This window comes from Paragemmobacter kunshanensis (assembly GCF_011059185.1).
Classification (GTDB): domain Bacteria; phylum Pseudomonadota; class Alphaproteobacteria; order Rhodobacterales; family Rhodobacteraceae; genus Paragemmobacter; species Paragemmobacter kunshanensis.
The window spans coordinates 66,274-90,494 of record NZ_JAALFE010000013.1; the positions used below are offsets into that span (position 1 = coordinate 66,274).

The window sequence follows — 24,221 nt, forward strand, 5'->3', positions numbered from 1 at the left end:
CCCCGGTCCGCCGCGTCGTCAGATCAGACCGGCTTCCTTTGAAAGCCGCTTCAACGTCGCAAGGCCCAGCGTCTGATAGAGCAGCGGGTTCCTCACATCCGGGTTCTGTTCCGCCTCGATCACGATCCAGCCGTCATAGCCCGCGCCTGCCAGGATCTTCAGCAGTGGCCCGAAATCCACGCCGCCCTCCTGATCGCCCGGCACGGTAAAGGCGCCCTCGACCACGCCCTTCAGGAAGGACCAACCCTCCTTGCGCACCTTCTCCACCACGGCGGGGCGGATGTTCTTGGCATGGAAGTGCCGCACCCGGGCGACATGCCTTGTCAGCACCGCCACGGGATCGCCGCCGCCAAAGGCGCAATGCCCGGCATCGAACAGCAGATGCGTATGAGGCCCGGTGGCCGCCATGAAGGCGTCGATATCCTCGGGACTTTCGACGATGGTGCCCATGTGGTGGTGATAGACCAGCGTGATGCCCTGCCCCGCCAGATAGGCGGCGAAAGCTTCAATTTTCGCGCCGAAGTCTTTCATTTCACTGGCAGAAAGCGTCGGACGATCATTCACCGCGCGGCCCGCATCGCCATGGATGGCGTTCGACGTTTCGCAGACGATCATCACGCGGCAGCCATTGTGCTTCAGCTTCGCCAGATGGGGCTGGCAGGCGGCGATCTCATCCTCCACCGACCGGACCAGCAACTCGGTCGAATACCAGCCGGAGATGAACTTCAGCCCGTAAGAGCCGAGAAGGGCGCGCAATTCCTCGGGGTCGTCCGGCCAGCGGTGGCCATTCTCTATTCCGTCAAAGCCGATCTGGCGACCGGCTTCGTCCAGGATGCGCGCGGTGGGGATATTGGCCCCGATCGTGCGGTCGTCGTCATTCGCCCAGGCGATGGGATTGGTTCCGAAAAGGATCATGTTCTTTCTCGACTTCAGTCGGCAAGCCGCTGTTTTTCTTTTGCAGTTTCGAATTTCTCGCGCGCCGCGCGCACCTCGGCCCGGGTGGAGACTTCGGGGACGCCCACTTCCCACCACGTCCCGCCTGCGGCGGTGGAAGGCATCGGATCGGTGTCGATCACGATGACCGAAGGCACCTGCCCCCCGCGCATCGCGGTGATCTTCGCCTCCAGCTCCGCCACCGACCCCGCCTTCACCGCCCGCGCCCCCATGCTGGCCGCGTGCGACACGAAGTCGATGGCCGACGGGTTCACGTGATAGCTGTCATCCAGCAGGTTGTTGAACGGCGCGCCGCCCGTGTGCTTCTGCAGGCGGTTGATGCAGCCATAGCCGCGGTTGTCGGTGATCACCACGGTGAAGGGCACGCCCATCATCACGGCGGTCGCAAGCTCGCTATTGGCCATCATGTAGCTGCCATCACCCACCATGCAGACCACATCCGCATCGGGCCGCGCCATCTTGATCCCCAGCGCCCCCGCAATCTCATACCCCATGCAGGAAAAGCCGTATTCCATGTGATACCCGCCCTGCGCGGCATCCCAGATCTTGTGCAACTCCCCCGGCATCGTGCCTGCTGCCCCCATCACGATGGTCGCCGGGCCCGAGGCACGCTGCACCGCCCCCACGACCTGCATGTCGGTCGGCAATTCGTTGCCTGCCGCAGGCGCGGCCTTCACCGCCGCCTTTGCCGCCGCCCAATCCGCCTTCAGCTTGGCATCCGGCGCGGAGAACTTAACCCCCTTCAGCGCCGGACCCAGCCGTTCCAGCGCCACCTTCGCATCGGCCACAAGGCTGATCGCGCCATGCTTGCCCGCATCATAGGCCTGCACATTGATCGCCAATATCTTCCGCGCCGGGTTCTTGAACAGCGACCAGGACCCCGTGGTGAAATCCTGGAACCGTGTGCCAAGGCCGATCACCAGATCGGCGCCTTCGCAGACGATGTTGGCCGAGGATGCGCCCGTCACGCCGACAGGCCCGAAATTCATCGCCTCGTCATGCGCCAGTGCGGATTTGCCCGCCTGCGTCTCCACGACGGGAACCCCATGCTCCGCCGCAAAGGCCGACAGCGCCGCCTCTGCCCCGGAATAGATCACGCCGCCGCCTGCCACGATCACCGGGTTCTTCGCCGCCTTGATCGCGGCAACGGCCGCCGCAAGCTCCGCCTGATCCGGCTCCGGCCGCCGGATGCGCCAGACCTTCGGGGTGAAGAAGGACTCCGGGTAATCATAGGCCTCCGCCTGCACGTCCTGACAGAAGGCCAGCGTCACGGGGCCGCATTCCGCGGGGTCCGTCATCACTCGCAGCGCGCGCGGCAGCGCGGTGATGATGTGTTCCGGCCGCGTGATGCGGTCGAAATAGCGTGAAACGGGGCGGAAGCAGTCATTCGCCGAAACCGTGCCATCCGCGAAATCCTCCACCTGTTGCAGCACCGGGTCCGGCGCGCGGTTGGCAAAGACATCGCCCGGAATGATCAGCACGGGCAGGCGGTTCACATAGGCCAGCGCTGCCGCCGTCACCACATTGGTCGCCCCCGGCCCGATGGAGGTGGTCACCGCCATCGCCTTCCGCCGTTTGGACGCCTTGGCATAGGCAATCGCCGTATGCGCCATCGTCTGTTCGTTATGCCCCCGCCATGTGGGGAACACGTCGCGCGCGCCCTGCAGCGCCTCGCCCAGCCCCGCCACATTGCCGTGGCCAAAGATCGCCCAGATGCCTTCGATGAAGCGCGTCCCATCCTCGGCCTGCTGGTTGGCAAGCCAGCGCACCATCGCCTGCGCGGCGGTCAGTCGGATCGTGTTCATGCGGCAATCTCCCCCTTGGCGCGCGCCTTGTCCCAGATGGTGCAAAGGCGGCTGTATCGTTCAACCATCATCGCGACGGCGGCCCCATCGCTCAATTCCCCGGCCAGCCAGCCGCGCGCGGCATCGGCAAAGATCGTGCGTCCCACGGCGAAACCCTTCACCAGATCATGCCGCGCGGCAAGCGCCAGCGATGCCGCAAGCTGATCCTCGGGCGCATCCAGGCCGAGGACCACGATCCCGCGCACATGGCTGTCGCGCGCCGTGATCGCAGCGCAGGCATTGGCCCAGGCGGCATCGGTGGCAAAGGGTTCCAGCTTCCACCAATCCGGGTAGACGCCAAGGTCATAGAACCGTTCAATGACTTTTGCCGAAGTCATGTCGTCCACCGGGCCGACCTTGGACGGAATGATTTCCAAGAGCATCTCCAGCCGGTTGCGGCGGCAGGCATGGAACAGGCGGAGGACGGTTTCCTCCTGCCTTGCCTTGGTCGCGGCATCGTCATCGGGGTGATAGAAGCACAGCACCTTGACGACATGTTCCAGCGGCCATTCCTGCAGGCCCCCGAAATCGGGGCCAAGCTCGGGCTCCAGCGTCAGGGGCCGCGATCCCGGCCATTCGACGGGCCGCCCGATCCACAGCCCCGTTCCGGCGGCCGCGTAAAGCGCCTGGCGACCCAGGCGCGCATCGCAGAGGATGCCATGCCCCGGCTGGCCATCGGCCACCGTCAGCGCGGCCTTCAGGCACAACTCCTTGAAGGCACCGATCTTCGCGGGCGTCGCACCCTCCATCGCCTCCAGCTGCATGCGGTGGTCAAAGGCAAAGACCCGCATCGTGGACAGGTCCCTGTGCCGGTTCGTGGCCCAATGCACCTGTTCCAGCGCCGCATCCTTGCGCAGCGCCTTTTCGACGACGCCGCGCTTCAGGAAGAACTGGAGTTCTTCCCAAGACGGATAGGCGGGTGTGCAGCCATGCCGCGACACGGCAAAGGCCCCGCAGGCATTGGCGTATTTCAAGGCCACCGGCCAAGGCTCGCCATCCAGCCAGCCTTTCAGCAGGCCCGACATGAACCCATCCCCCGCGCCCAGCACGTTGAACACCTCGATCGGGAAACCCGGCCCGCTTTCGCCTTCGTCCAAGCTGTCGGGAATGGCGCCGGTGAAGGCCACCGCCCCCATCGGCCCCCGCTTGCACACCAGCGTCGCCTTCGACACCTTCCGCACCGCCCGCAGCGCGGCGATGGTATCGGTCGTGCCGCCCGCGATGTGGAATTCCTCTTCGGTCCCCACGATCAGATCGAAGTAATGCAGCGTCGATTGCAGCTTGGCCGTGACGGCGGCGCTTTCGATGAAGCGGCTTTCCCCCGCGCCATGCCCCGCCAACCCCCAGAGGTTCGGGCGATAGTCGATGTCCAGCGCCGTCTGCAGCCCGTGCTTGCGCGCCAGGGCCAGCGCCTTGATCACCGCCGCCTCGGTGCGCGGATGCGACAGATGCGTGCCTGTCGCGACGACGGATCGCGCCTCTGCGATGAAACCTTCGTCGATATCGGCCTCGCACAGCGCCATGTCGGCGCAATTCTCGCGGTAGAAGATCAGGGGAAACTGCGTCTCGTCCCGGATGCCCAGCAGGACCAGCGCGGTCAGCCGTTCCGGATCGGTCTTGACGCCCCGCACGTCCACGCCTTCCCGCGCCAGCTCCTCGCGGATGAAACGGCCCATATGTTCGTCGCCCACCCGCGTGATCAGGGCCGAGCGCAGGCCCAGCCGCGCCGTGCCCGCCGCCATGTTGGTGGGGCTGCCGCCGATGTATTTCTGGAACGACCCCATATCCTCCAGCCGCCCGCCCACCTGCGCGCCGTAAAGATCGACCGAGGATCTTCCAATGGTGATGACATCAAGGGCGCGTGCTGGCTGGGACACCGTTCCTCCTTGCCGAAGCCCCGCATGGCGCAGGGATTCGGTCCTTTGCTGATTTTGGAATTTTTATTCCAAACCCGCGCAAAGGGAAAGGGATTTCTTCAGCCCCGCGCCGATCCCACGGCCACCGCCAGCGCGATGGACAGCGCCAGCGTCGCCGAGAGCGAGCGGAAGGCGCCGAAGTCCACTTCCGGCACGGTCAGGACGGGAGAGGACAGCTTTGCCAGCGGGCTGGTCAGCCGGTCGGTGATGCCGATGACCGGCAATCCCCGCGCCTGCGCGTCGCCCGCCAGGGCAAGGGTTTCGTCGGAATAGGGGGCAAAGGTGATGGCGATGCAGGCATCGCCCGGGCGCATGGCGTGGCGATGGTCCAGCTTGCCCGCCCCGTCATGCAGCATGGCGGGCACCTGCATCTTTTCGAAGACATAGGTCAGGTAGCTGGCCACCGGATAGGCGCGGCGCAGGCCCACCACATGCAGCGTCCCGGCCCCCGCAAGCTGTGCCACCGCCTGCGACAGCGCCGCCTCATCCGCCGATTTGGCCAGTTGTTCCAGCGACAGGCGGCCCGCCTCCACGAATTCCGCCAGAAGGGCGGCGGGGCTCCCGGCACCATTGTCCTTGAGGTTTCTGAGCCGGGTCGAATAGTCCGGCCAGCCGGGGCTATAGGCCTCGCGGAACAGGCGCTGCATTTCGGAAAAGCCGGAAAAGCCGATGATCTGACAGAACCGCATCAGGGCGGATGGCGGCACATCGGCCCCCGCCGCCAGTTCCGCCACCGTCGAGACGGCGATGCGGTCGGTATTGGCGGCGATGTAATCGGCGCATTGGCGCAACCGCTTGGGCAGGCCTTCGGACAAGTCGGCCAGGCGGTTGCGGAATTCCTCGATACTGGCCGGTGCGGACATGCGTTCCCTCGTCTTTGCGCGGAGGCTAGCAGCGTGGAACGAATATTCCAACCATTTATGGAACGGCGGGAAAGGCGATTTCTGACGCAGAAATCGCATCGGAATTTGACGCAAATTCCGCCTCCCTCCGGTCGGAGCCCGATTTCTGCGTCAGAAATCGGCGCGAAAAATGCGTCATTTTTCGCTAGAGCGCCCGCAACCCCGCCCGGAACCGCAGCGCATTGGCGCGATAGCCCGCCGCCGATTGCAAAAGCCGCGCCTGCGCTGCCTCGTCCAGGCTGCGGATCACCTTGCCCGGGCTGCCCATGACCAGCGATCCATCGGGGATCTCCTTGCCTTCGGTGATCAGCGCGCAGGCCCCGATCAGGCAGCCCCGCCCGATCCTTGCTCCGTTCAGGATGGTTGCGCCCATCCCGATCAGCGTGCCATCCCCGATCACGCAGCCATGCAGCATCGCCCTGTGGCCGATGGTGCAATCCGCCCCGATCACCAGCGGATAGCCCATGTCGGTATGCAGCACGCAGGCCTCCTGCACGTTGGACCCCGCCCCCACCCGGATTTCCTCGTTATCCCCGCGCAGCGTCGCGCCGAACCAGACCGAGGCGCCCGCCTCCAGCACCACGCGGCCGATCAGGTTGGCATCGGGCGCGACCCATGCCGAAGGGTCGATCTGCGGTTCCACCCCGTCGAGCGAATAGATCATCGCGCCTCGAACTCCCGGTTCAGGCCGCGCACGAAATCGGCCAGCCCGGGCTGGCGGTCGCGGCGCAGGCGTTCGCTTTCAAGGATCGTCTTCAGGCGCGCGAAGGTGGTGTCGAGATCCTCGTTCACCAGCACATAGTCATATTCCGCCCAATGGCTGATCTCGTCGCGGCTTTTCGCCATGCGGCCGGCGATCACCTCATCGCTGTCCTGCCCGCGCGACCGCAGGCGGCGATCCAGTTCCGCGATCGAGGGCGGCAGCACGAAGACCGAAACCACATCCCGCCCCAGCGCCGAATTGCGGATCTGCTGGCCGCCCTGCCAGTCGATGTCGAAGACCGTGTCGCAGCCCGCGCGCATGTTCTCTTCCACCGGGCCGCGCGGGGTGCCGTAGAAATTCCCGAAGACTTCGGCATGTTCCAGCATCTGGCCCTGATCCACCATCGCCTCGAACTCGGCCCGCGACCGGAAGAAATATTCCCGCCCGTCCGTCTCGCCCGGGCGCGGCGCGCGGGTGGTGGCCGAAACGGAAAAGCGCATGGTCGGATCCCAGCCCATCAGCATCCGCGTCAGCGTGGATTTCCCCGCCCCGGAGGGAGAGGAAAGGATAAGCAGAAGCCCCTTGCGCGCCATGGTCATTCCACGTTCTGAACCTGTTCGCGCATCTGATCTATGACCGTTTTCAGGTCAAGCCCGATGCGCGTCAGCGCCAGCGCCTGCGCCTTGGAACAGAGCGTGTTCGCCTCGCGCATGAATTCCTGCATCAGGAAATCGAACTTGCGCCCCACCGGGCCTGTTTCGGCCAGCAGGGCGCGGGCGGCTGCGACATGGGCGGTCAGGCGGTCCAGTTCCTCGGTCACGTCGTTCTTAACCGCGATCAGCGCCAGTTCCTGCGTCAGCCGCGCCTCGTCCACGCCATCGGCATTGGCGATGACCTTGGCCAGCGCGTCCTTCAGGGCGGTGGCGGCGGCCTCGCGGCGGGCCTCGGCCTCGGCCGTCGCGGCGCGGGTGAGCGTCTCGATCCGGTCCAGTTGCGCGGCGATCACCGCCTGCAGCGCCGCGCCTTCGGCGGCGCGCATGGCGTTGAAATCGGCCAGCAGCGCGGGCAGGTCGGCCAGGATCGCCGCGCGCAGGGGGGCGGTATCCTCGTCCGTCACGCCCTGATCCAGCACCCCGCGCACGCCCAGCACATCGGCGGCGGTGGCCTGGGCCAGCGTCACGCCCGCGCCCATCGCCGCCTCTTCCACCTCGGCCAGCGCCCGCAGCACCGCCTGCAGCGTGGCGGGGTTGACGCGCAGCGCGGCCTCGGCCGCGCCCTCCTCGCGCGCCACCTTCAGCGACAAGGACACATTCCCCCGCCCCAGCGCCCGGCCCAGCTCGGCGCGCAGCGCGGCTTCCAGCCCGTCGATCCAGTCCGGCACGCGCAGGCGCAGATCCAGCCCCTTGCCATTGACGGACCGCAGATCCCACAGCCAGCCATGGCCCGCAGCCTGCCCCTTGCGGGCGGCGAAGCCGGTCATCGAAACGGTCATTCCTGCCTCCTGCGCCAGCGGTGGCGCGATTAACCTTCTGTTCACCTTTCCGCCAAATTGCCGCGCATCTGCCCTACAATCGGCCATGACGGCTAACCGGGGCGGCCCGGCAACCGTTACTGGGCGTAACAGAGGGGATCACTCCCCACAACCGGCGGCGGCCACCTGCCCCGCCCGAGCGGAAGGCAAGGACCGATGGCAAGCGGACGGACAGGGCAGCAGGGCATGCGCGGGGATGCCTCCCATGGCGCGCCCTCGGCGCTGCTGCGCCGCCACTGGCAGGGGCTGCGGCGCGGCCCTGCCCTGCCCCGCCGCGACCAGATCACCCCGCGGGCGCTGGCGGCGATGCTGGACCACGCGCTCATGGTGGAACGGCGGCCCGACGGGGCGGTGCTTCTGCGCTATGCGGGCATGGCGGTGAATGCGGTGCATGGGCAGGATCTGACCGGCCGCCCGCTTTCCGCCCTGTTCGAGACCGGCGCGCGGGCCGATCTTCTGGCCGCGCTGGAGCCGGCCTTTGCCGGCCAGCGCGCGCTGAGCATGGCGCTGCATTCCGAACGCGGCCTGACGCGCCCACCGCTGACGGCGCGGCTGATGCTGCTGCCGCTGGCGGGTTGCGGATCGGAAGGGATCACCCTGATCGGCAGCCTTGATCTGGACGGCCCGGCCCTCCTGCCGCCACGCCGCTTTCGCATCGAACGCGTGCTGGGCGAAACCCTGGACCTGCCCGCAGGCGAGGCCGCCCGCGCCCCGCCGGTCGAGGGCGGTCCGCCGCCTGTTCTGGTCTGGTCGCGGGGCTGATGAGAAGGGGGCGATCCGGCGGATCGCCCCCTTCTGATGTCCGGAAGGCCCGTGCAGGCCGCGCCTGTCAGAGCGCGATGCGCCGCCCGGCTTCGCGCAGCGCGGTCAGTTCCTCGGCTACGAGGAAGGCCAGTTCCAGCGACTGGCTGGCATTCAGCCGCGGGTCGCAGGCGGTGTGATAGCGATCCGACAGATCCTCATCCGTCACGGCGCGCAGGCCGCCGGTGCATTCGGTCACATCCTTGCCCGTCATCTCGAAATGCACGCCGCCGGGGATCGTGCCTTCCGCCTTGTGGATGGCGAAGAATTCGCGCACCTCGCGCAGGACGCTGTCGAAGGGCCGCGTCTTGTAGCCGGTCGACGACTTGATCGTGTTGCCATGCATCGGATCGCAGGACCAGACGACATTCGCGCCTTCCTCGCGCACGGCCTTGATCAGGCGCGGCAGATGTTCGCCCACCTTGCCCGCGCCAAAGCGCGCGATCAGCGTCAGACGCCCGGCCTCGTTGCCGGGGTTCAGCTTGGCCATCAGCACCTTCAGATCCTCGGCCGTGGTCGAAGGCCCGCATTTCAGCCCGATCGGGTTCAGCACGCCGCGGCAGAATTCCACATGCGCGCCATCCGGCTGGCGCGTGCGGTCGCCGATCCAGATCATGTGGCCCGAGCCCGCCACCGGCTGGCCGGTGATGGAATCGATGCGGCAGAGCGCCTCTTCGTATTCCAGAAGCAGCGCCTCGTGGCTGGTGTAGAAATCGACGCGGCTCAGTTCGTTGGCCGTGTCCGAATTCACCCCCGCCGCATTCATGAAATCCAGCGCGTCGGAAATGCGGTTGGAAAGCTCGCGATAGCGTTCGGCCTTGTCATGTTCGGCAAAGCCCAGCGTCCAGGAATGGACGCGGTGGATATCGGCGAAACCGCCCGTGGAGAAGGCGCGCAGCAGGTTCAGGCTGGCCGCCGCCTGCGTATAGGCCTGCAGCATCCGGCCCGGATCGGCGATGCGCGCCTCGGGCGTGGGATCGAAGCCGTTGATGATGTCGCCCTTGTAGGACGGCATCTCCACCCCGTTGATCACTTCGGTCGGGGCAGAGCGCGGCTTGGCGAATTGCCCCGCCATGCGGCCCACCTTGATCACCGGCACCTTGGCGCCATAGGTCAGCACCACCGCCATCTGCAGCATCACGCGGAAGGTGTCGCGGATGTTGTCGGCGCTGAATTCGGCGAAGCTTTCGGCGCAATCCCCGCCCTGCAGCAGGAAGGCCTTTCCTTCCGCCGCCAGGGCAAGCTGCTTCTTCAGCTTGCGCGCCTCGCCCGCAAAGACCAGCGGCGGATATTTGGCAAGCTGCGCCTCGACGGCGTTCAGCGCGGCCTGATCCGGGTAATCGGGCATCTGGATCCGCGGCTTTGCGCGCCAATCCGATTTCATCCAGCCCTTGGTCATGGGTCTTCTCCGAAGTTTGCGGTAACGGGGGCGGGTATAAGGAAAGCAGGCGGCATATGCAAAGGAAGAAACTGGCCTGATCCATGTCGGGAATGGCCTTGCACCTGCGGGCGATTGATGTTTGGCTGCGCGCCGAATACCGACACTTTCAGGTCGCTCAGATGCCCACCCCCCCGAAGAAGGCCCAGCAGATGGCCAAGGTCACCGAACCCCGGCGGTTCGTCTTCCTGCTGCTGGACCGGTTCACCATGCTTTCCTTCGCCAGCGCGATCGAACCGCTGCGCATCGCCAACCGGGTTTCGGGGCAGACGCTCTATGTCTGGAAGCTGGCCGGCGAAGGGGGCGACATGGCCACCTGTTCCAACGGGGCCTCGTTCAAGCTGGACATGGGTCTCGATGAGATCGAGCGCGAGGATACGCTTCTCGTCTGCGGCGGGGTGGATGTGCAGAAGGCCACCACGCGCGGCGTGCTGAACTGGCTGCGGCGCGAGGCGCGGCGCGGCGTCACCATGGGCGGGCTTTGCACCGGGGCGCATGCCCTGGCCAAGGCGGGGCTGCTGGATGGCAAGAAGGCCACGATCCACTGGGAAAACCAGGACGGTTTCCTTGAGGAATTCGAAGAGGTCAAGCTGACGAAATCGGTCTTCGTGATGGATGGCAACCGCTGGTCCACGGCGGGCGGCACCTCTTCGATCGACCTCATGCTCAAGGTCATCGCCTCTGACCATGGCGAGGATCTTGCCAATACCGTGGCCGATCAGCTGATCTATTCCACCATCCGCACCGATCAGGACACGCAGCGCCTGTCGATCCCCACCCGGATCGGCGTGCGCCATCCGAAGCTGAGCCAGGTCATCCAGATGATGGAAGGCAATATCGAGGATCCGATGTCGCCCGCCGACCTGGCCGAGGAAGTGGGCATGTCCACCCGCCAGCTGGAACGGCTGTTCCGCCGTTACCTGAACCGCTCGCCCAAGCGCTATTACATGGAACTGCGCCTGCAGAAGGCGCGCAACCTGCTGATGCAGACGGATATGAGCGTGATCAACGTGGCCCTGGCCTGCGGCTTTGCCTCGCCCTCGCATTTCTCCAAATGCTACCGCGCGCATTACAATACCACGCCCTATCGCGAACGCGGCACGCAGGGCGGCGGAACAGGGGTGCGGCTGTCGATCTGACAGCCGGTGACGGTGCAGTAACGGGTGGGGGGGCGCGGGCCATGATCGGGCGGCGCGGCGTGATGGGTATTCTGGCAATGGCGCCCATGGGCATGGCGGCAGGGGCGGCAGGCGGGCGGCGGGTGGCCGTCATCGGCGCGGGCATGGCGGGCCTTGCCGCCGCGCGGGCCCTGGCACAGGCCGGGGCCGATGTCACCATATTCGAGGCGCGCGACAGGATCGGGGGCCGCATCTGGACGGATCGCTCCTGGCCCGGCCTGCCGGTGGACATGGGCGCAAGCTGGATCCACGGGCTGACGGGCAACCCGCTGACAGCGCTGGCGCGCGAGGCGGGGGCGGCGCTGCATCCCACCGATTACGAAAGCGCCGCCGCCTTCGGGGCGGGCCGGGAACGGCCCTACCCCGCCGAACCCTGGGGGATGCTGGAGAAAGCGCAGGCGCAGGCATGGAAGGCCGATGCGGACCTCTCGCTGCGCGCGGCGGTCGCGGCGCTGCCGCGCTGGGGCCGCATGACGGCGGCGGAACGCGACGCCTTCCGCGCCGCCGTCCACCGCATGGTGGAACATGAATACGGGGCCGATTGGGGCGAGCTTTCGGCGCGGTCCTATGACGAGGCCGAAGGCTTTGGCGGTGGCGACGCGCTGTTCCCGCAGGGCTATGACCAGCTGGCGCATCACGCGGCGCGCGGCCTTGATATCCGCCTCGGGGCAAGGCTGACGGCGGTCAGGGCCGCGCGCGACGGCCTTCGCCTGACCTTTGCCGATGGATCAGAGGCCGGGGCCGATGCCATGGTCTGCACCCTGCCCCTTGGCGTGCTGCAATCGGGCGATATCGCCTTCGATCCGCCCCTTTCCCCCGCGCGCCAGAGCGCCATCGAAAGCCTCGGCATGGGGCTTCTGAACAAATGCTGGCTGCGCTTCGACGCGCCGCCCCCGGTGCCGCGGGCCGACTGGATCCTGAACCTTGGCCCGCCCGCAGACCTGTGGCCCGAATGGGTGAACCCCTCGGCAGCCGCGCCCGCGCCGCTGCTTCTGGCCTTCAATGCAGGCCCAAGGGCCGATGAGGCAGAGGCATGGGATGACGCCACCACCCTCGGTTCGGCCCATGACGCCCTGAAAGCCATGTTCGGCAGCCGCTTTCCCGCCCCCATCGCGGCACAGGTCAGCCGCTGGCGCGCCGATCCGGCAGCACGCGGCAGCTATTCCTTCCACCCGCCGGGGACCGGGGCCGACACACGCCGCGCGCTGGCCGGGCTGGACTGGGACGGCAGGCTGGCCTTCGCGGGCGAGGCCGCCTCGCCCGATCACCCCTCGACCGTGCATGGGGCCTGGCTGTCCGGCCTTGCCGCCGCGCAGGCCCTAGCCGGATGAGGCATCCTCCCCCGGCGTGATGCGATAGGCCGCGCCATCGGTCACCGACAGGAACCAGATCGCCCCGTCCGGCGCCTCGACGATGTCGCGCACGCGGCCTGTCTGATCGCCCGCGATACGCTCTTCCGCAAAGCCTGCCTCGGGATCAAGGCGGCTGATGAAATCGCTGTTCAGCGAGCCGGTCAGGATATCCCCCTTCCATGCGGGGAAGAGATCGCCCTGATAGAAGATCATCCCCGAAGGCGCGATGGAGGGATCCCAGTAATGCAGCGGCTGTTCCATCCCGTCGCGCGAGACGCCCTCGCCGATGCGGCCGCCGCCATAATCCTCGCCATATGAGATGACGGGCCAGCCATAGTTGCGCCCCGCTTCGACGCGGTTCACCTCATCCCCGCCCTGCGCGCCATGCTCCACCAGCCACAGCGCCCCGTCCGGCCCCAGCGCCGCCCCCTGCGCGTTGCGATGGCCCAGCGAATAGACCCCGGGCCGATGCCCCGGCAGGCTGGTCGCGGGGCTGCCGTCGCGGTTCAGGTGGATGACCTTCCCCTCCACCCGCGCGGGATCCTGCGCCTCCATCCCCTCGGGCCCCGTGCCGCGATCCCCGGTCGTCAGGAAGACCGTGCCATCGCCCGCCTCGACAAGCCGCGATCCGAAATGCCGCCCGCCCCGTGCCGCATCGCCGTGATAGAGCGTGGCGAACCCCTCCAGCCGCGCGCCATCCGCCGACAGCACGCCCTTGCCCACCGCCGTGGCCGCCCCGCCCGCAAGCGGGATCGCATAGCTCAGCCAGATCTCGCGGCTTTGCGCGAAATCGCGCGGCACCATGACATCAAGCAGCCCGCCCTGCCCCTGCGCCAGAACCGCAGGCCCGCCCGCGATTTCCGCAACCACGCCGCCCTCGGCCCGCAAAAGCCGCCCGTCGCGTTCGGTGATCAGAACCGCCCCGTCGGGCAGGAAATCCAGCGCCCAGGGCTCTTCCAGCCCGGTGATGACCGGCTCCACCTTCAATGGCCCGGTTGAGGAGGCAAGGGTTTCGGCCAGCGCGCCCTGCGCCGGCGCAAGCAACGCCGCGCAAAGGGCGGCGCGAAGCGGCGGAAGGGGCATCTTCGGCATCAGGGCGGGTCTTGCGCGATCCTGCACGGTGTCTTGTCCTTTCGGCTTGTGGCCCCCCTGATCAAGGGCTGCGGCCGCCGCGATCAACCCCGCCTCACGGCAATCTGACCCGACGTCAGCCGCGCCCTGCCCTGCCCGGCGCTGCATCGGGGTGCTTTTCTTTTGATCACAAGCACACTAGGTTCGCGTCAGGACGATGTTCCAACACGGGAGACAACAATGAAGAAACTGCTGCTGGCCACGGCCGCAACCGCCCTCGTGGCCGGTGCCGCCTCGGCGCAAGACGTGAAACTGGGCGTGCTGCTGGGCTTCACCGGCCCGCTCGAATCCATCACCCCCGCCATGGGCGCGGGCGCGGATCTGGCGATCAAGGAAATCAACGACTCGGGCAAGTTCACCCTTGGCACCGCTTCGGCCGTGCGCGGTGATTCGACCTGCGTCGATGCCGCCGCCGCCACCGCCGCCGCCGAACGTCTGGTCACCGCCGATGGCGTCGTGGGCATCGTGGGCGCCGACTGCTCGGGCGTGACCGGGGCTGTCCTGCAGAACGTCGCGCGCCCGAACGGGATCGGGATGATCTCGCCCTCGGCAACCTCGCCCGCGCTCTCCACCGCCGAAGATGACGGCCTGTTCTTCCGCACCGCGCCCTCGGATGCGCGCCAGGGCGAGATCATGGCCGACATCCTGTCGGAAAAGGGGATCAAGTCGGTCGCCGTGACCTATACCAACAACGACTATGGCAAGGGCCTGGCCGACAGCTTCGGCGCGGCCTTCGCGGCCAAGGGCGGTTCGGTGACGATCTCGGCCCCGCATGAAGACGGCAAGGCCGACTATTCGGCCGAAGTCGCCTCGCTGGCCTCGGCCGGTGGCGAGATGCTGATCGTGGCGGGCTATGTCGACCAGGGCGGCAAGGGCGTGATCCAGGCCTCGATCGACTCGGGCGCCTTCTCGACCTTCTACCTTGTGGACGGGATGTATGGCGAAGCGCTGATCGAAGCCATCGGCGAGCCGCTGAACGGCTCCTTCGGCGCGGTGCCGGGCACCGATTCCGAAGGCGCGGCCAAGTTCCAGGAAATGGCCACGGCTGCGGGCTTTGACGGCACCTCGGCCTTCTCGCCCGAATCCTATGACGCGGCGGCGCTGATCCTGATGTCGATGGCGGCGGCCAATTCGACGGCCTCGAAGGACTGGACGACCAAGGTGATGGATCTGGCCAACGCCCCGGGCGAGCCGATCCTGCCGGGCGAACTGGGCAAGGCGCTGGAACTGATCGCGGCGGGCACCGACATCGACTATGTCGGCGCGACGGCGGTGGAACTGGTGGGCGCGGGCGAATCCGCCGGCAACTACCGCGAATACGAAATCAAGGATGGCACCATCTCGACGGTCGGCTTCCGTTGATCCGCCTTCCGGCATGACATTGGGCGCGGCCCGGGCAAACGCCCGGGCCGTTGCCTTAACCAGACGTCCCGCGACGCCGCCCATGAAAGGGCGGATGGAAATGACGGGATACAGGGGAACACCAGATGATCGTAGTCGAGAACCTGCACAGGCATTTCGGCGGCTTTCGTGCCGTCGACGGTGCCTCGCTGGAGATCAAGACCGGCTCCATCACCGGGCTGATCGGCCCGAATGGCGCGGGCAAGACCACCCTTTTCAACGTCATCGCAGGCCGCCTGCCGCCCACCTCGGGCCGGGTGCTGATGGATGGCGAGGATATCACCGGCCTGCCGCCGCATGAGCTGTTTCACAAGGGCCTTCTGCGCACCTTCCAGATCGCGCATGAATTCGGGTCGATGACCTGCCTCGAGAACCTGATGATGGTGCCGGCGCGTCAGAAGGGCGAAACGCTCTGGAACGCCTGGTTCAACCGCGGCGCGGTTGCCGCCGAGGAAGAGCGCATCCGCCAGAAGGCGCTGGACGTGCTGGATTTCCTGACGATCAGCCATCTTGCCGAACAGAAGGCGGGGCAGATCTCGGGCGGGCAGAAGAAGCTCCTGGAACTGGGGCGCACCATGATGGTGGATGCCAAGATCGTCTTTCTGGACGAGGTCGGCGCGGGCGTGAACCGGACGCTTCTGAACACCATCGGCGATGCCATCGTGCGGCTGAACAAGGAACGCGGCTACACCTTCTGCGTGATCGAGCATGACATGGATTTCATCGGCCGCCTCTGCGACCCGGTCATCTGCATGGCCGAGGGCAAGGTGCTGGCCCAGGGGACGGTTGAGGAAGTGAAGAACGACGAACGCGTGATCGAGGCCTATCTCGGCACGGGCCTGAAGAACAAGGTCAAGGAGGAGGCGGCCCATGCGTGACGCCCCCGGAACGGAACCCCGATACGGGGCCCCCGAATACGGGGCCAACGAATTTTCTGCGAAAATTCAGGCCCCGACCCCGTGCAGACTGCTGAATTTTCGCAGAAAATTCGTTGCAGTCAGGGGGGTGAGCCATGGCTGAGCCCTTCCTGATCGGCGAGGCGATGACCGGCGGCTATGGCGGCGCGGACATCCTGCATTCCTGCACCATCGCGGTGGAAAAGGGCCAGATCGCGGTGATTGTCGGCCCCAATGGCGCGGGCAAGTCCACCGCCATGAAGGCCGTCTTCGGCATGCTCAAACTGCGCGCGGGCCATGTGAAACTGGATGGCGAGGATATCACCGCGCTCGCCCCGCAGGCCCGCGTGGCCAAGGGGATGGGCTTCGTGCCTCAGACCCACAACATCTTCACCTCGATGACGGTCGAGGAAAACCTCGAGATGGGCGCCTTCCTGCGGACCGACGATTTCAGCGATACCATGGCGCAGGTCTATGACCTTTTCCCGATCCTGAAGCAGAAGCGCCTGCAGCCCGCGGGCGAGCTTTCGGGAGGCCAGCGCCAGCAGGTCGCCGTGGGCCGGGCGCTGATGACGCGGCCCAAGGTTCTGATGCTGGACGAACCCACCGCGGGCGTCAGCCCCATCGTGATGGACGAACTTTTCGACCGCATCATCGAGGTGGCACGCACCGGCATCTCGATCCTGATGGTCGAACAGAATGCGCGGCAGGCGCTGGAGATCGCCGACAAGGGCTATGTCCTCGTGCAGGGCGCGAACCGTTTCACCGACACCGGAAAGGCGCTGCTCGCCGATCCGGAAGTCCGCCGTTCCTTCCTCGGGGGCTGAACCATGGATATCCTGAACGCCCTTGTGGTCTTTCTGAATTTCGTCTTCATCCCGGGCCTTGCCTATGGCGCGCAGCTGGCGCTGGGGGCGCTGGGGGTGACGCTGATCTATGGCATCCTGCGTTTCTCCAACTTCGCCCATGGCGATACCATGGCCTTCGGCACGATGGTGACGATCCTCTTCACCTGGTGGTTCCAGTCGATGGGCATCAGCTTCGGCGTCCTGCCCACGGCGCTTCTGGCCCTGCCCTTCGGCATCGCGATCACCGCGGCCATGACACTGGGCACGGATCGCGTCGTCTACCGCTTCTACCGCAAGCAGAAGGCCGCGCCGGTGATCCTTGTCATGGTCTCGCTCGGCGTGATGTTCGTGATGAACGGCATCGTCCGCCTGATCATCGGCGTCGATGACCAGAACTTTGCCGATGGCGGCCGCTTCCTGATCTCGGCGGGCGATTTCAAGACGATGACGGGCCTTGCCGAAGGGCTGGCGATCAAGTCGACCCAGGCTGTCACCGTCGTCACCGCGCTGGTCGTCATGGGGCTTCTGTTCTGGTTCCTGCAGAAGACGCGCACCGGCAAATCCATGCGCGCCTTTTCCGACAACGAGGATCTGGCCCTGCTGTCCGGCATCAATCCCGATCGCGTGGTGCAGGTGACCTGGATCATCGCCGCCGCACTCGCCACCATCGCGGGCGTGCTTTACGGCCTCGACAAGAGCTTCAAGCCCTTCGTCTATTTCCAGCTTCTGCTGCCCATCTTCGCGGCGGCCATCGTGGGGGGGCTCGGCTCGCCCATCGGGGCCATCGCGGGCGGCTTCGTCATCGCCTTTTCCGAAGTGATGGTGACCTATGCCTGGAAGAAGGTCGTCACCTATCTGGTGCCCGAAAGCATGGCGCCCGAGGGGCTGCTGCAGCTGATGTCGACCGATTACAAATTCGCCGTCAGCTTCGCCATCCTGATCCTTGTGCTGATCTTCATGCCCACCGGCCTGTTCAAGGGGAAATCGGTATGACCCGGAACCTTGCTCTTTTCGCGGCCGTCGGCCTGCTGTTCCTGCTGACGGGGATGTTCCAGAGCTGGAACCTCGCCCTGTCGATCCTGAACATCTCGCTCATCTCGGCGATCATGGCGCTGGGGGTGAACATCCAGTGGGGCTATGCGGGCCTCTTCAACACCGGGATCATGGGCTTTACCGCGCTGGGCGGGCTGGCGGTGGTGCTGGTCTCGGCCCGGCCCGTGGCCGAAGGCTGGGCGGCGGGCGGCAGCGGCATCCTGCTGGGGCTGTTCCTTGGCGCGGCCTCCATCGCGCTGGCCATCTTCGCCTGGAACCGCCTGCCCAAGGGCGGGCTGCGCATGGCGGCGACGCTAGCCATCGTGGTGGCGGGCTTCGTGCTGTTCCGCATGGTCTTTGACCCGGCGGTGAACGCGGTCGAGGCGTTCAACCCCGCCACCGCCGGCAATATCGGCGGGCTGGGCCTGCCCGCCACGCTGGCCTGGCCGGTGGGCGGCCTGCTGGCCGCCGGCGCCGCCTGGGCCATCGGCAAGATCGCCCTCGGCCTGCGGTCGGATTACCTCGCCATCGCCACGCTGGGCATCGCAGAGATCATCATCGCGGTGATGAAGAACGAGGACTGGCTCGCCCGTGGCGTGAAGAACATCATCGACATGCCGCGCCCCTGGCCGGTTCCCTATGAGGTGAGCCTTCAGCAATCGGCGGCCTTTGTCGATTGGGCGACGCGCTGGGGCTTTGCGCCCACCACCGCCTCGTCGATCATCGTCAAGCTGATCTATGCCGCGCTGTTCCTTGCGGTGCTGCTGGCGGTGATCTGGCTGTCGGAACGCGCGCTGAAAAGCCCCTGGGGCCGGATGATGCGCGCCATCCGCGACAATGAGGTCTCGGCCGCCGCCATGGGCAAGGACGTCACCCGCCGGCATCTGCAGGTCTTCATCCTCGGCTCGGCGGTGGTGGGGATCGCGGGGGCGATGTATACCAGCATGGCGGGCCAGCTGACGCCCGGCGAATACAACCCCCTGCGCTTCACCTTCCTGATCTGGGTGATGGTGATCGTGGGCGGATCGGGCAACAACTGGGGCGCGGTGCTGGGCGGCCTCTTGATCGGCTGGCTCTGGCTGATCGTGGAAAGCCTTGGCCCGATGGTGATGGGCGGCATCGTGGCGGGCCTTTCGGAAGGGCCGCTCAAGGCGCATCTGATCGACAGCGCCCAGCATATGCGCCTGCTGACCATGGGTGTCGTTCTGCTGCTGGTGCTGCGGTTCAGCCCGCGGGGCCTGATCCCCGAGAAATAGGTCGGGGAGAATCCGGAAAGGTCAGGGCCGCAGGCCCCGGCCCAAGGGGAAAGGGGCGGCCCGGTGCCGCCCCTTTCGCACGTTCAGATCCGGCGCACCCGGCCAAGGAAATGGCCCATCGCAGTGTCGATGGCCTCTGCCGCGCGTTCCACCGACAGCACCCCGCCCAGCACATCGCCCGCCGCGCGATTGGCGTTTTCCGACGCGGCCTGAACCTCGGTCAGGTTCTCGGTCGACTCGGCCACCCGGCCCGCCGTGCGGGCCATGCGTCCCGCGATCTCGCCGGTCACCACGCCCTGCTGGCTGGCGGAACTGGCGATCCCGCGCGCCTGATCGCTCACCTGTCCGATCGAGGCGGTGATCGACCGGATCGCCGCGCCATTGCGCCGGACGGCGGCCAGGACCGCGCGCACCTCGGCCGCGATCTCTTCGGTAGAACTGGTCGTGCGCGCCGCCAGCTTGCGGATCTCGCTGGCCACCACGGCAAAGCCGCGCCCGGCCTCGCCCGCATGGCTTGCCTCGACCGCCGCATTCAGCGCCAGAAGGTTGGTCTGGTTGGCGACATCGTTGATCAGCGTCACGATCCCGGTGATCCGCCCGGCCACCTGTTCCAGCTCTGCCAGAAGCCGCGCCGCCTCGCCTGCCTCGATCTCGGCCCGGCCCGCCAGATCGGTGGTCTGGCGGATCCCCGTCACCACCTCGTTGATCGAGGTCGACAGTTCCTCGACCGCCGCGGCCACGCTGGCCACATCCCCCGCCGTCATGTCGGCGCCCTGCTTCACATTCTGCGTCTGGCGGCTGGTTTCCTCGGCCGTCGCGGCCATCGTCTCGGCCGCCGCGCGCGCCTGCAGGGACGAGGCGCGCAGGGTTTCGATCACCTCCGCCGCCTCGGCCTGCAGGTCGACGCCCAGCCGATGGATCGGCCCCAGCAGCCAGCGTGACAGGACCAGCCCCGCCAGGATCACCGCCGCCGCCACGATCCCGCCCAGATAAAGCCCGGCCTGCTGCATCTGTCCGGCCATGGCCATCACCTCGTCCCGCTCCACCTCGGCGACAAGGAACCAGTCCAGCCCCTCGATCGCCAGCGGGCGATAGGCGGCGATGACCGGCACGCCGCGATAGTTGACATCGGACAGGCTGCCCCTGTCGCCCTGCACCGCCGCCGCCGCAACCGGCCCGGACAGCGGCGCATCCAACGCGATCCCCTCGGCAAAGCGCGGCACCGACCGCAACCGCCCGTCCTTGCCCAGAAGGAAGGTATCCAGGGTCCTCCGTTCGTGATCCGAGGCCGTCACCAGATCAGTGGCAAAGCTGACGGGGATCTGCGCGATCAGGATCCCCTGCAGGCTGCGCCTTTCCTTCACCGGCACCACAAGGAAGAAGGCCTGATCGTTGAAGGACGGCGCATAGGCTTCGAAATCCGTCAGCAGGAAGGGTTCCGCCCCGCCCGAGCCGATCAGCCGCTTCACCGCCGCGCCAAGCCGGCCCGCCGCATAGGGGCCGTCCAGAAGAGATGTGCCGAAATCCGTCTCCTTCTGCACAGAATAGATCACCCGCCCCTGATGCGGCTCGACCACCAGGATATCGTAGAAACCGTGGCGCTCCATGAAGTCGCGATAGACGGGATGCAACTGCCGGTGCAGGGCGGAATAGGCGCTGCCGTCGCGGGCATCGTCCAGGATCAGCTTCTTGCCGACCTGCGCCCGGTTCTTGCCGATATAGAGATGCTGCAGCTTCAACCCCAGGGGATCCAGCCCGGCCATCCAGCGGTCACGATCCGCGCTGTCCGCGCCATCCGTCCGGGCCATCTGTTCGTCATATCGCGCCGCCAGCGCCGCCATGTCCGGCTGCACCGTCGCATCCCCCGCCAGCGCATCGGCGGCTTCGTCCATTTCGCCCAGGGCCAGCGCCGTCTCGGGCAGGCTGGCAAGCCCCGTCACCAGATCGACAAGACTGTCGACATGCCGCTCGACCGCCTGCCCCTTCAGTTGCATGGAGGTCATCACCTCCTGCTCGGCGGTCTGCCGGGAATAGGCAGACAACCGCTCCAGCCCCAGATTCAGCACGATCCCCGTCGGGATCAGACCAGCGGCCAACAGGGCCGCCGCAACCTTCCACTTGAAACGCATCCCTGCAAGACCCCTCGGATGATCCGGAGCAAACCGTTACCCGCCCCTCTACGTCCGCCCCCGCCGCAACTTTAGCGCCGGGCCGCCACCCGCGGCCCTCCCCCCGACCCGATGATGGTTTCCGACCCTTTCATGTCGCGGATCAACATGCCCCCGCCCCCGGCTTGCGGCCAATCTGCGGGCAATCCAAAGCAGGGAGTCCCCCATGAAAACCCATACCCGAGTGCTCGTGATCGGCGGCGGTGTCGTCGGCTGCTCGGTCCTTTACCACCTGACCAAGCTCGGCTGGTCCGACGTGATGCTGGTGGAACGGTCCGAACTCACCTCCGGCTCCACCTGGCACGCGGCGGGGGGCTTCCACACGCTGAACGGCGACACCAACATGGCCGCGCTGCAGGGCTACACGATCCGCCTCTACAAAGAGCTTGAGGCGATCACCGGCATGTCCTGCGGCCTGCACCACGTGGGCGGCATCACGCTGGCCGACAACGAGGCGCGCTTCGAACAGCTCAAGGCCGAACGCGCCAAGCACCGCTACATGGGGCTGGACACCGAAATCCTCGGCCCCGAGGAAATCCACAAGCTCACCGATGGCATGGTCAACCTCGAAGGCATCATCGGCGCGCTCTATGATCCGCTGGATGGCCACCTTGACCCAAGCGGCACCACCCATGCCTATGCCAAGGCCGCGCGCATGGGCGGGGCAGAGATCGTGCTGCACAACCGCGTGCTGGAAACCAACCCGCGCCCTGACGGATCGTGGGAGGTGGTCACGGAAAAGGGCACCATCATCGCCGAACATGTCGTCAACGCAGGCGGCCTCTGGGCGCGCGAGATCGGCGCGATGGCGGGCGTCTACCTGCCGCTCCTGCCGATGGCGCACCAGTATCTCGTCACCGACGACATCCCCGAAATCATGGACATCCTGAAATCGGGCCGCGAATTCCCGCATGTCATGGACCCCGGCGGCGAAAGCTATCTCCGTCAGGAAGGCCGCGGCCTCTGCATCGGTTTCTACGAAAAACCCTGTGAGCCTTGGTCGGTCGACGGCACGCCATGGGATTTCGGCCACGAACTGCTGAACGAACAATTCGACAAGATCGAGGACTCGGTCAACTTCGCCTATCGCCGCTTCCCGGTGCTGGAACGCTCGGGCGTCAAGCGCGTGATCCACGGCCCCTTCACCTTCGCCCCCGACGGCAACCCGCTGATCGGCCCCGTCCCCGGCCTGCGCAACTACTGGTCCGCCTGCGCCGTCATGGCGGGCTTCTCCCAGGGCGGCGGCATGGGCCTTGCGCTGGCGCAATGGATGATCGAGGGCGAGGTGGAACGCGATCCCCGCGGCTTCGACGTCGCCCGCTTCGGCAACTGGACCAGCCCGGGCTATACCGTGCCGAAGGTCATCGAAAACTACCAGATGCGCTTCTCGGTCTCCTACCCGAACGAGGAACGCCCCGCCGCCCGCCCCTTCCGCACCACCCCGATGTATGAGGTCTTCGATGGCATGAACGCCGTCTGGGGCCAGCAATACGGGCTGGAGGTGGTAAACTACCACGCCCTGCCGGGGGAACCCCGCTACGAACAGCCGACCTTCCGCCGGTCGAACGCCTGGGAGGCGACGCGCCAAGAGGTGATGGCCGTGCGCGAAGGCGTCGGCATCAACGAAGTGCAGAACTTCGGCAAATACCGCGTCACCGGCCCCAACGCCCGCGCCTGGCTCGACCGCATCATGGCGGGGGCCGTCCCGAAGCCGGGCCGCCTGTCGCTGACGCCGATGCTCGCGCATTCCGGCAAGATCATCGGCGATTTCACCATCTCCTGCCTCACGGAAACCGAATTCCAGCTGACCGCCAGCTATGGCGCGCAGGGCTGGCATTCCCGCTGGTTCGACCAGAACGCCATGGACGGCTGCCGGGTGGAAAACATCTCCGACGCCCGCTCCGGCTTCCAGATCGCGGGGCCCAAGGCGCGCGAACTGCTGTCGCGCGTCACGCGCTCCGACGTCTCCTCCGATGCGTTCAAGTTCATGGACGTGAAGCGGATGACCGTCGGCATGGCCAACTGCATCGTCCAGCGCGTGAGCTACACGGGCGATCTGGGGTATGAGATCTTCACGGATCACATGTCCGTCCGCCATCTCTGGGACGTGCTGACGGCGGCGGGCAAGGATCTGGGGCTGCGCCCCTTCGGCATGCGCGCCATGATGTCGCTGCGCCTCGACAAATGGTTCGGAAGCTGGGGCCGCGAATTCAGCCCGGACTATACGCCCTGCGAAACGGGCCTTGACCGCTTCATCCGCTGGAACAAGGACGCCGACTGGATCGGCCGCGCCGCCGCCACGGCGGAAAGGGCCGCAGGCCCGAAGCGCCGCCTGGTCTCTTTCGTGGTCGATGCCAGGGATACCGATGTCGTGGCCTGGGAGCCGATCTGGCTTGACGGCGCGGTGGTGGGCTTCTGCACCTCGGGCGGCTATTCGCACTGGACGGGGAAATCCGTCGCCATGGGCTTCCTGCCCGCCGACGCGGTCAAGGATGGCCTCGCCTGCGAGATCGAGATCCTGGGCGAACGCCGCGCGGCCACCGTCCACCTCGCCCCCCTCTGGGATGGCGATGGCGCAAGGATGCGGGGCTGACCCTGCCCCACCCCCGGGAGGGCGCCCCGCCCTCCCGGACCCTCCCTCACCGCGATTGCCGGACGTGGCGCGAGGCCCACCCCCCGGGAGGGCCCTCTGCCCTCCCGGACCCACCCGAGGGTATTTTTCCCAAGATGAAGCGGCATGTCTTCATCTTGGCCCCAAATACCCTCGGGGGTGAATTGGCCCGCCGCAGGCGGGACAAGAGGGGGCGCGAGCGCCCCCTGAACGCCCGAGCCGGACGCGCGGCACGCGCGGCAGGCGAGACAAAAGGCTT

The 24,221-nt window shown here is 66.8% G+C and carries 19 protein-coding genes; 9 read left to right on the forward strand and 10 right to left on the reverse strand.

Annotated features, from left to right (window positions below; translation table 11 throughout):
- Positions 1-18: 18 nt before the first annotated feature.
- From iolE to G5V65_RS13770, 7 genes are all read right to left on the reverse strand, one after another.
- Positions 19-915, reverse strand: coding sequence for a myo-inosose-2 dehydratase (iolE, locus tag G5V65_RS13740; RefSeq protein WP_165051097.1), 897 nt, complete (start codon positions 913-915; stop codon positions 19-21).
- Positions 916-929: 14 nt separating this feature from the next.
- Positions 930-2,759 carry a 3D-(3,5/4)-trihydroxycyclohexane-1,2-dione acylhydrolase (decyclizing) gene (gene iolD / locus G5V65_RS13745; RefSeq protein ID WP_165051099.1) on the reverse strand — a complete coding sequence of 610 codons (1,830 nt, stop codon included), beginning with the start codon at positions 2,757-2,759 and terminating at the stop codon, positions 930-932.
- Entirely contained in the window at positions 2,756-4,675 is a 1,920-nt protein-coding gene (locus tag G5V65_RS13750) for a bifunctional 5-dehydro-2-deoxygluconokinase/5-dehydro-2-deoxyphosphogluconate aldolase (RefSeq protein ID WP_165051101.1), read from the reverse strand. Before G5V65_RS13750 ends, iolD begins: the two co-directional genes overlap by 4 nt.
- A gap of 98 nt (positions 4,676-4,773) precedes the next feature.
- Positions 4,774-5,577, reverse strand: a complete 804-nt coding sequence (locus G5V65_RS13755) for a MurR/RpiR family transcriptional regulator (RefSeq protein ID WP_165051104.1) — start codon at positions 5,575-5,577, stop codon at positions 4,774-4,776.
- A 184-nt stretch (positions 5,578-5,761) separates the two neighbouring features.
- Positions 5,762-6,280, reverse strand: a complete 519-nt coding sequence (locus G5V65_RS13760) for a gamma carbonic anhydrase family protein (RefSeq protein ID WP_165051106.1) — start codon at positions 6,278-6,280, stop codon at positions 5,762-5,764.
- Positions 6,277-6,912, reverse strand: coding sequence for a guanylate kinase (gene gmk, locus G5V65_RS13765; RefSeq protein ID WP_165051240.1), 636 nt, complete (start codon positions 6,910-6,912; stop codon positions 6,277-6,279). The genes G5V65_RS13760 and gmk overlap by 4 nt, the downstream gene beginning before the upstream one ends.
- Before the next feature lie 2 nt (positions 6,913-6,914).
- Complete coding sequence (locus tag G5V65_RS13770; RefSeq protein ID WP_165051108.1) at positions 6,915-7,811, reverse strand: YicC/YloC family endoribonuclease; 897 nt, start codon at positions 7,809-7,811, stop codon at positions 6,915-6,917.
- 195 nt (positions 7,812-8,006) lie between these two features.
- On the opposite strand from G5V65_RS13770, the gene G5V65_RS13775 reads away from it, so the two are divergent.
- Positions 8,007-8,612: a PAS domain-containing protein gene (locus G5V65_RS13775; RefSeq protein WP_165051110.1), complete on the forward strand. Its 606-nt coding sequence runs from the start codon at positions 8,007-8,009 to the stop codon at positions 8,610-8,612.
- 67 nt (positions 8,613-8,679) lie between these two features.
- Here G5V65_RS13775 and G5V65_RS13780 read toward each other — a convergent pair whose 3' ends face one another.
- The gene (locus G5V65_RS13780) at positions 8,680-10,050 is read right to left on the reverse strand and encodes a class II 3-deoxy-7-phosphoheptulonate synthase (RefSeq protein WP_165051112.1); all 1,371 of its coding nucleotides are present in this window, start codon (positions 10,048-10,050) and stop codon (positions 8,680-8,682) included.
- Positions 10,051-10,211: 161 nt separating this feature from the next.
- Here G5V65_RS13780 and G5V65_RS13785 point away from each other — a divergent pair, with 161 nt between their 5' ends.
- Together G5V65_RS13785 and G5V65_RS13790 are read left to right on the forward strand one after the other, a co-directional pair.
- Positions 10,212-11,228 carry a GlxA family transcriptional regulator gene (locus tag G5V65_RS13785; RefSeq protein WP_165051114.1) on the forward strand — a complete coding sequence of 339 codons (1,017 nt, stop codon included), beginning with the start codon at positions 10,212-10,214 and terminating at the stop codon, positions 11,226-11,228.
- A gap of 41 nt (positions 11,229-11,269) precedes the next feature.
- Entirely contained in the window at positions 11,270-12,598 is a 1,329-nt protein-coding gene (locus tag G5V65_RS13790) for a flavin monoamine oxidase family protein (RefSeq protein ID WP_241250571.1), read from the forward strand.
- On the opposite strand, the gene G5V65_RS13795 is transcribed toward G5V65_RS13790, so the two are convergent.
- Positions 12,587-13,702: a PQQ-dependent sugar dehydrogenase gene (locus G5V65_RS13795; RefSeq protein ID WP_165051117.1), complete on the reverse strand. Its 1,116-nt coding sequence runs from the start codon at positions 13,700-13,702 to the stop codon at positions 12,587-12,589. The two genes, G5V65_RS13790 and G5V65_RS13795, sit on opposite strands and share 12 nt — an antisense overlap.
- A 228-nt stretch (positions 13,703-13,930) precedes the next feature.
- Here G5V65_RS13795 and G5V65_RS13800 point away from each other — a divergent pair, with 228 nt between their 5' ends.
- From G5V65_RS13800 to G5V65_RS13820, 5 genes are all read left to right on the forward strand, one after another.
- Complete coding sequence (locus tag G5V65_RS13800) at positions 13,931-15,112, forward strand: ABC transporter substrate-binding protein (protein WP_165051119.1); 1,182 nt, start codon at positions 13,931-13,933, stop codon at positions 15,110-15,112.
- Positions 15,113-15,237: 125 nt separating this feature from the next.
- Positions 15,238-16,029 (forward strand): ABC transporter ATP-binding protein, encoded by a 792-nt coding sequence (locus tag G5V65_RS13805; RefSeq protein ID WP_165051121.1) that lies wholly within the window; start codon positions 15,238-15,240, stop codon positions 16,027-16,029.
- A gap of 134 nt (positions 16,030-16,163) precedes the next feature.
- Positions 16,164-16,874, forward strand: coding sequence for an ABC transporter ATP-binding protein (locus tag G5V65_RS13810; protein WP_165051123.1), 711 nt, complete (start codon positions 16,164-16,166; stop codon positions 16,872-16,874).
- A 3-nt stretch (positions 16,875-16,877) separates the two neighbouring features.
- Positions 16,878-17,888 carry a branched-chain amino acid ABC transporter permease gene (locus G5V65_RS13815; protein ID WP_165051125.1) on the forward strand — a complete coding sequence of 337 codons (1,011 nt, stop codon included), beginning with the start codon at positions 16,878-16,880 and terminating at the stop codon, positions 17,886-17,888.
- Positions 17,885-19,183 (forward strand): branched-chain amino acid ABC transporter permease, encoded by a 1,299-nt coding sequence (locus tag G5V65_RS13820; RefSeq protein WP_165051128.1) that lies wholly within the window; start codon positions 17,885-17,887, stop codon positions 19,181-19,183. The genes G5V65_RS13815 and G5V65_RS13820 overlap by 4 nt, the downstream gene beginning before the upstream one ends.
- Before the next feature lie 83 nt (positions 19,184-19,266).
- Here G5V65_RS13820 and G5V65_RS13825 read toward each other — a convergent pair whose 3' ends face one another.
- Positions 19,267-21,312, reverse strand: coding sequence for a methyl-accepting chemotaxis protein (locus G5V65_RS13825; RefSeq protein ID WP_165051130.1), 2,046 nt, complete (start codon positions 21,310-21,312; stop codon positions 19,267-19,269).
- Between the two features lie 205 nt (positions 21,313-21,517).
- On the opposite strand from G5V65_RS13825, the gene G5V65_RS13830 reads away from it, so the two are divergent.
- The gene (locus G5V65_RS13830) at positions 21,518-23,944 is read left to right on the forward strand and encodes a GcvT family protein (RefSeq protein ID WP_165051132.1); all 2,427 of its coding nucleotides are present in this window, start codon (positions 21,518-21,520) and stop codon (positions 23,942-23,944) included.
- Positions 23,945-24,221: the final 277 nt, after the last annotated feature.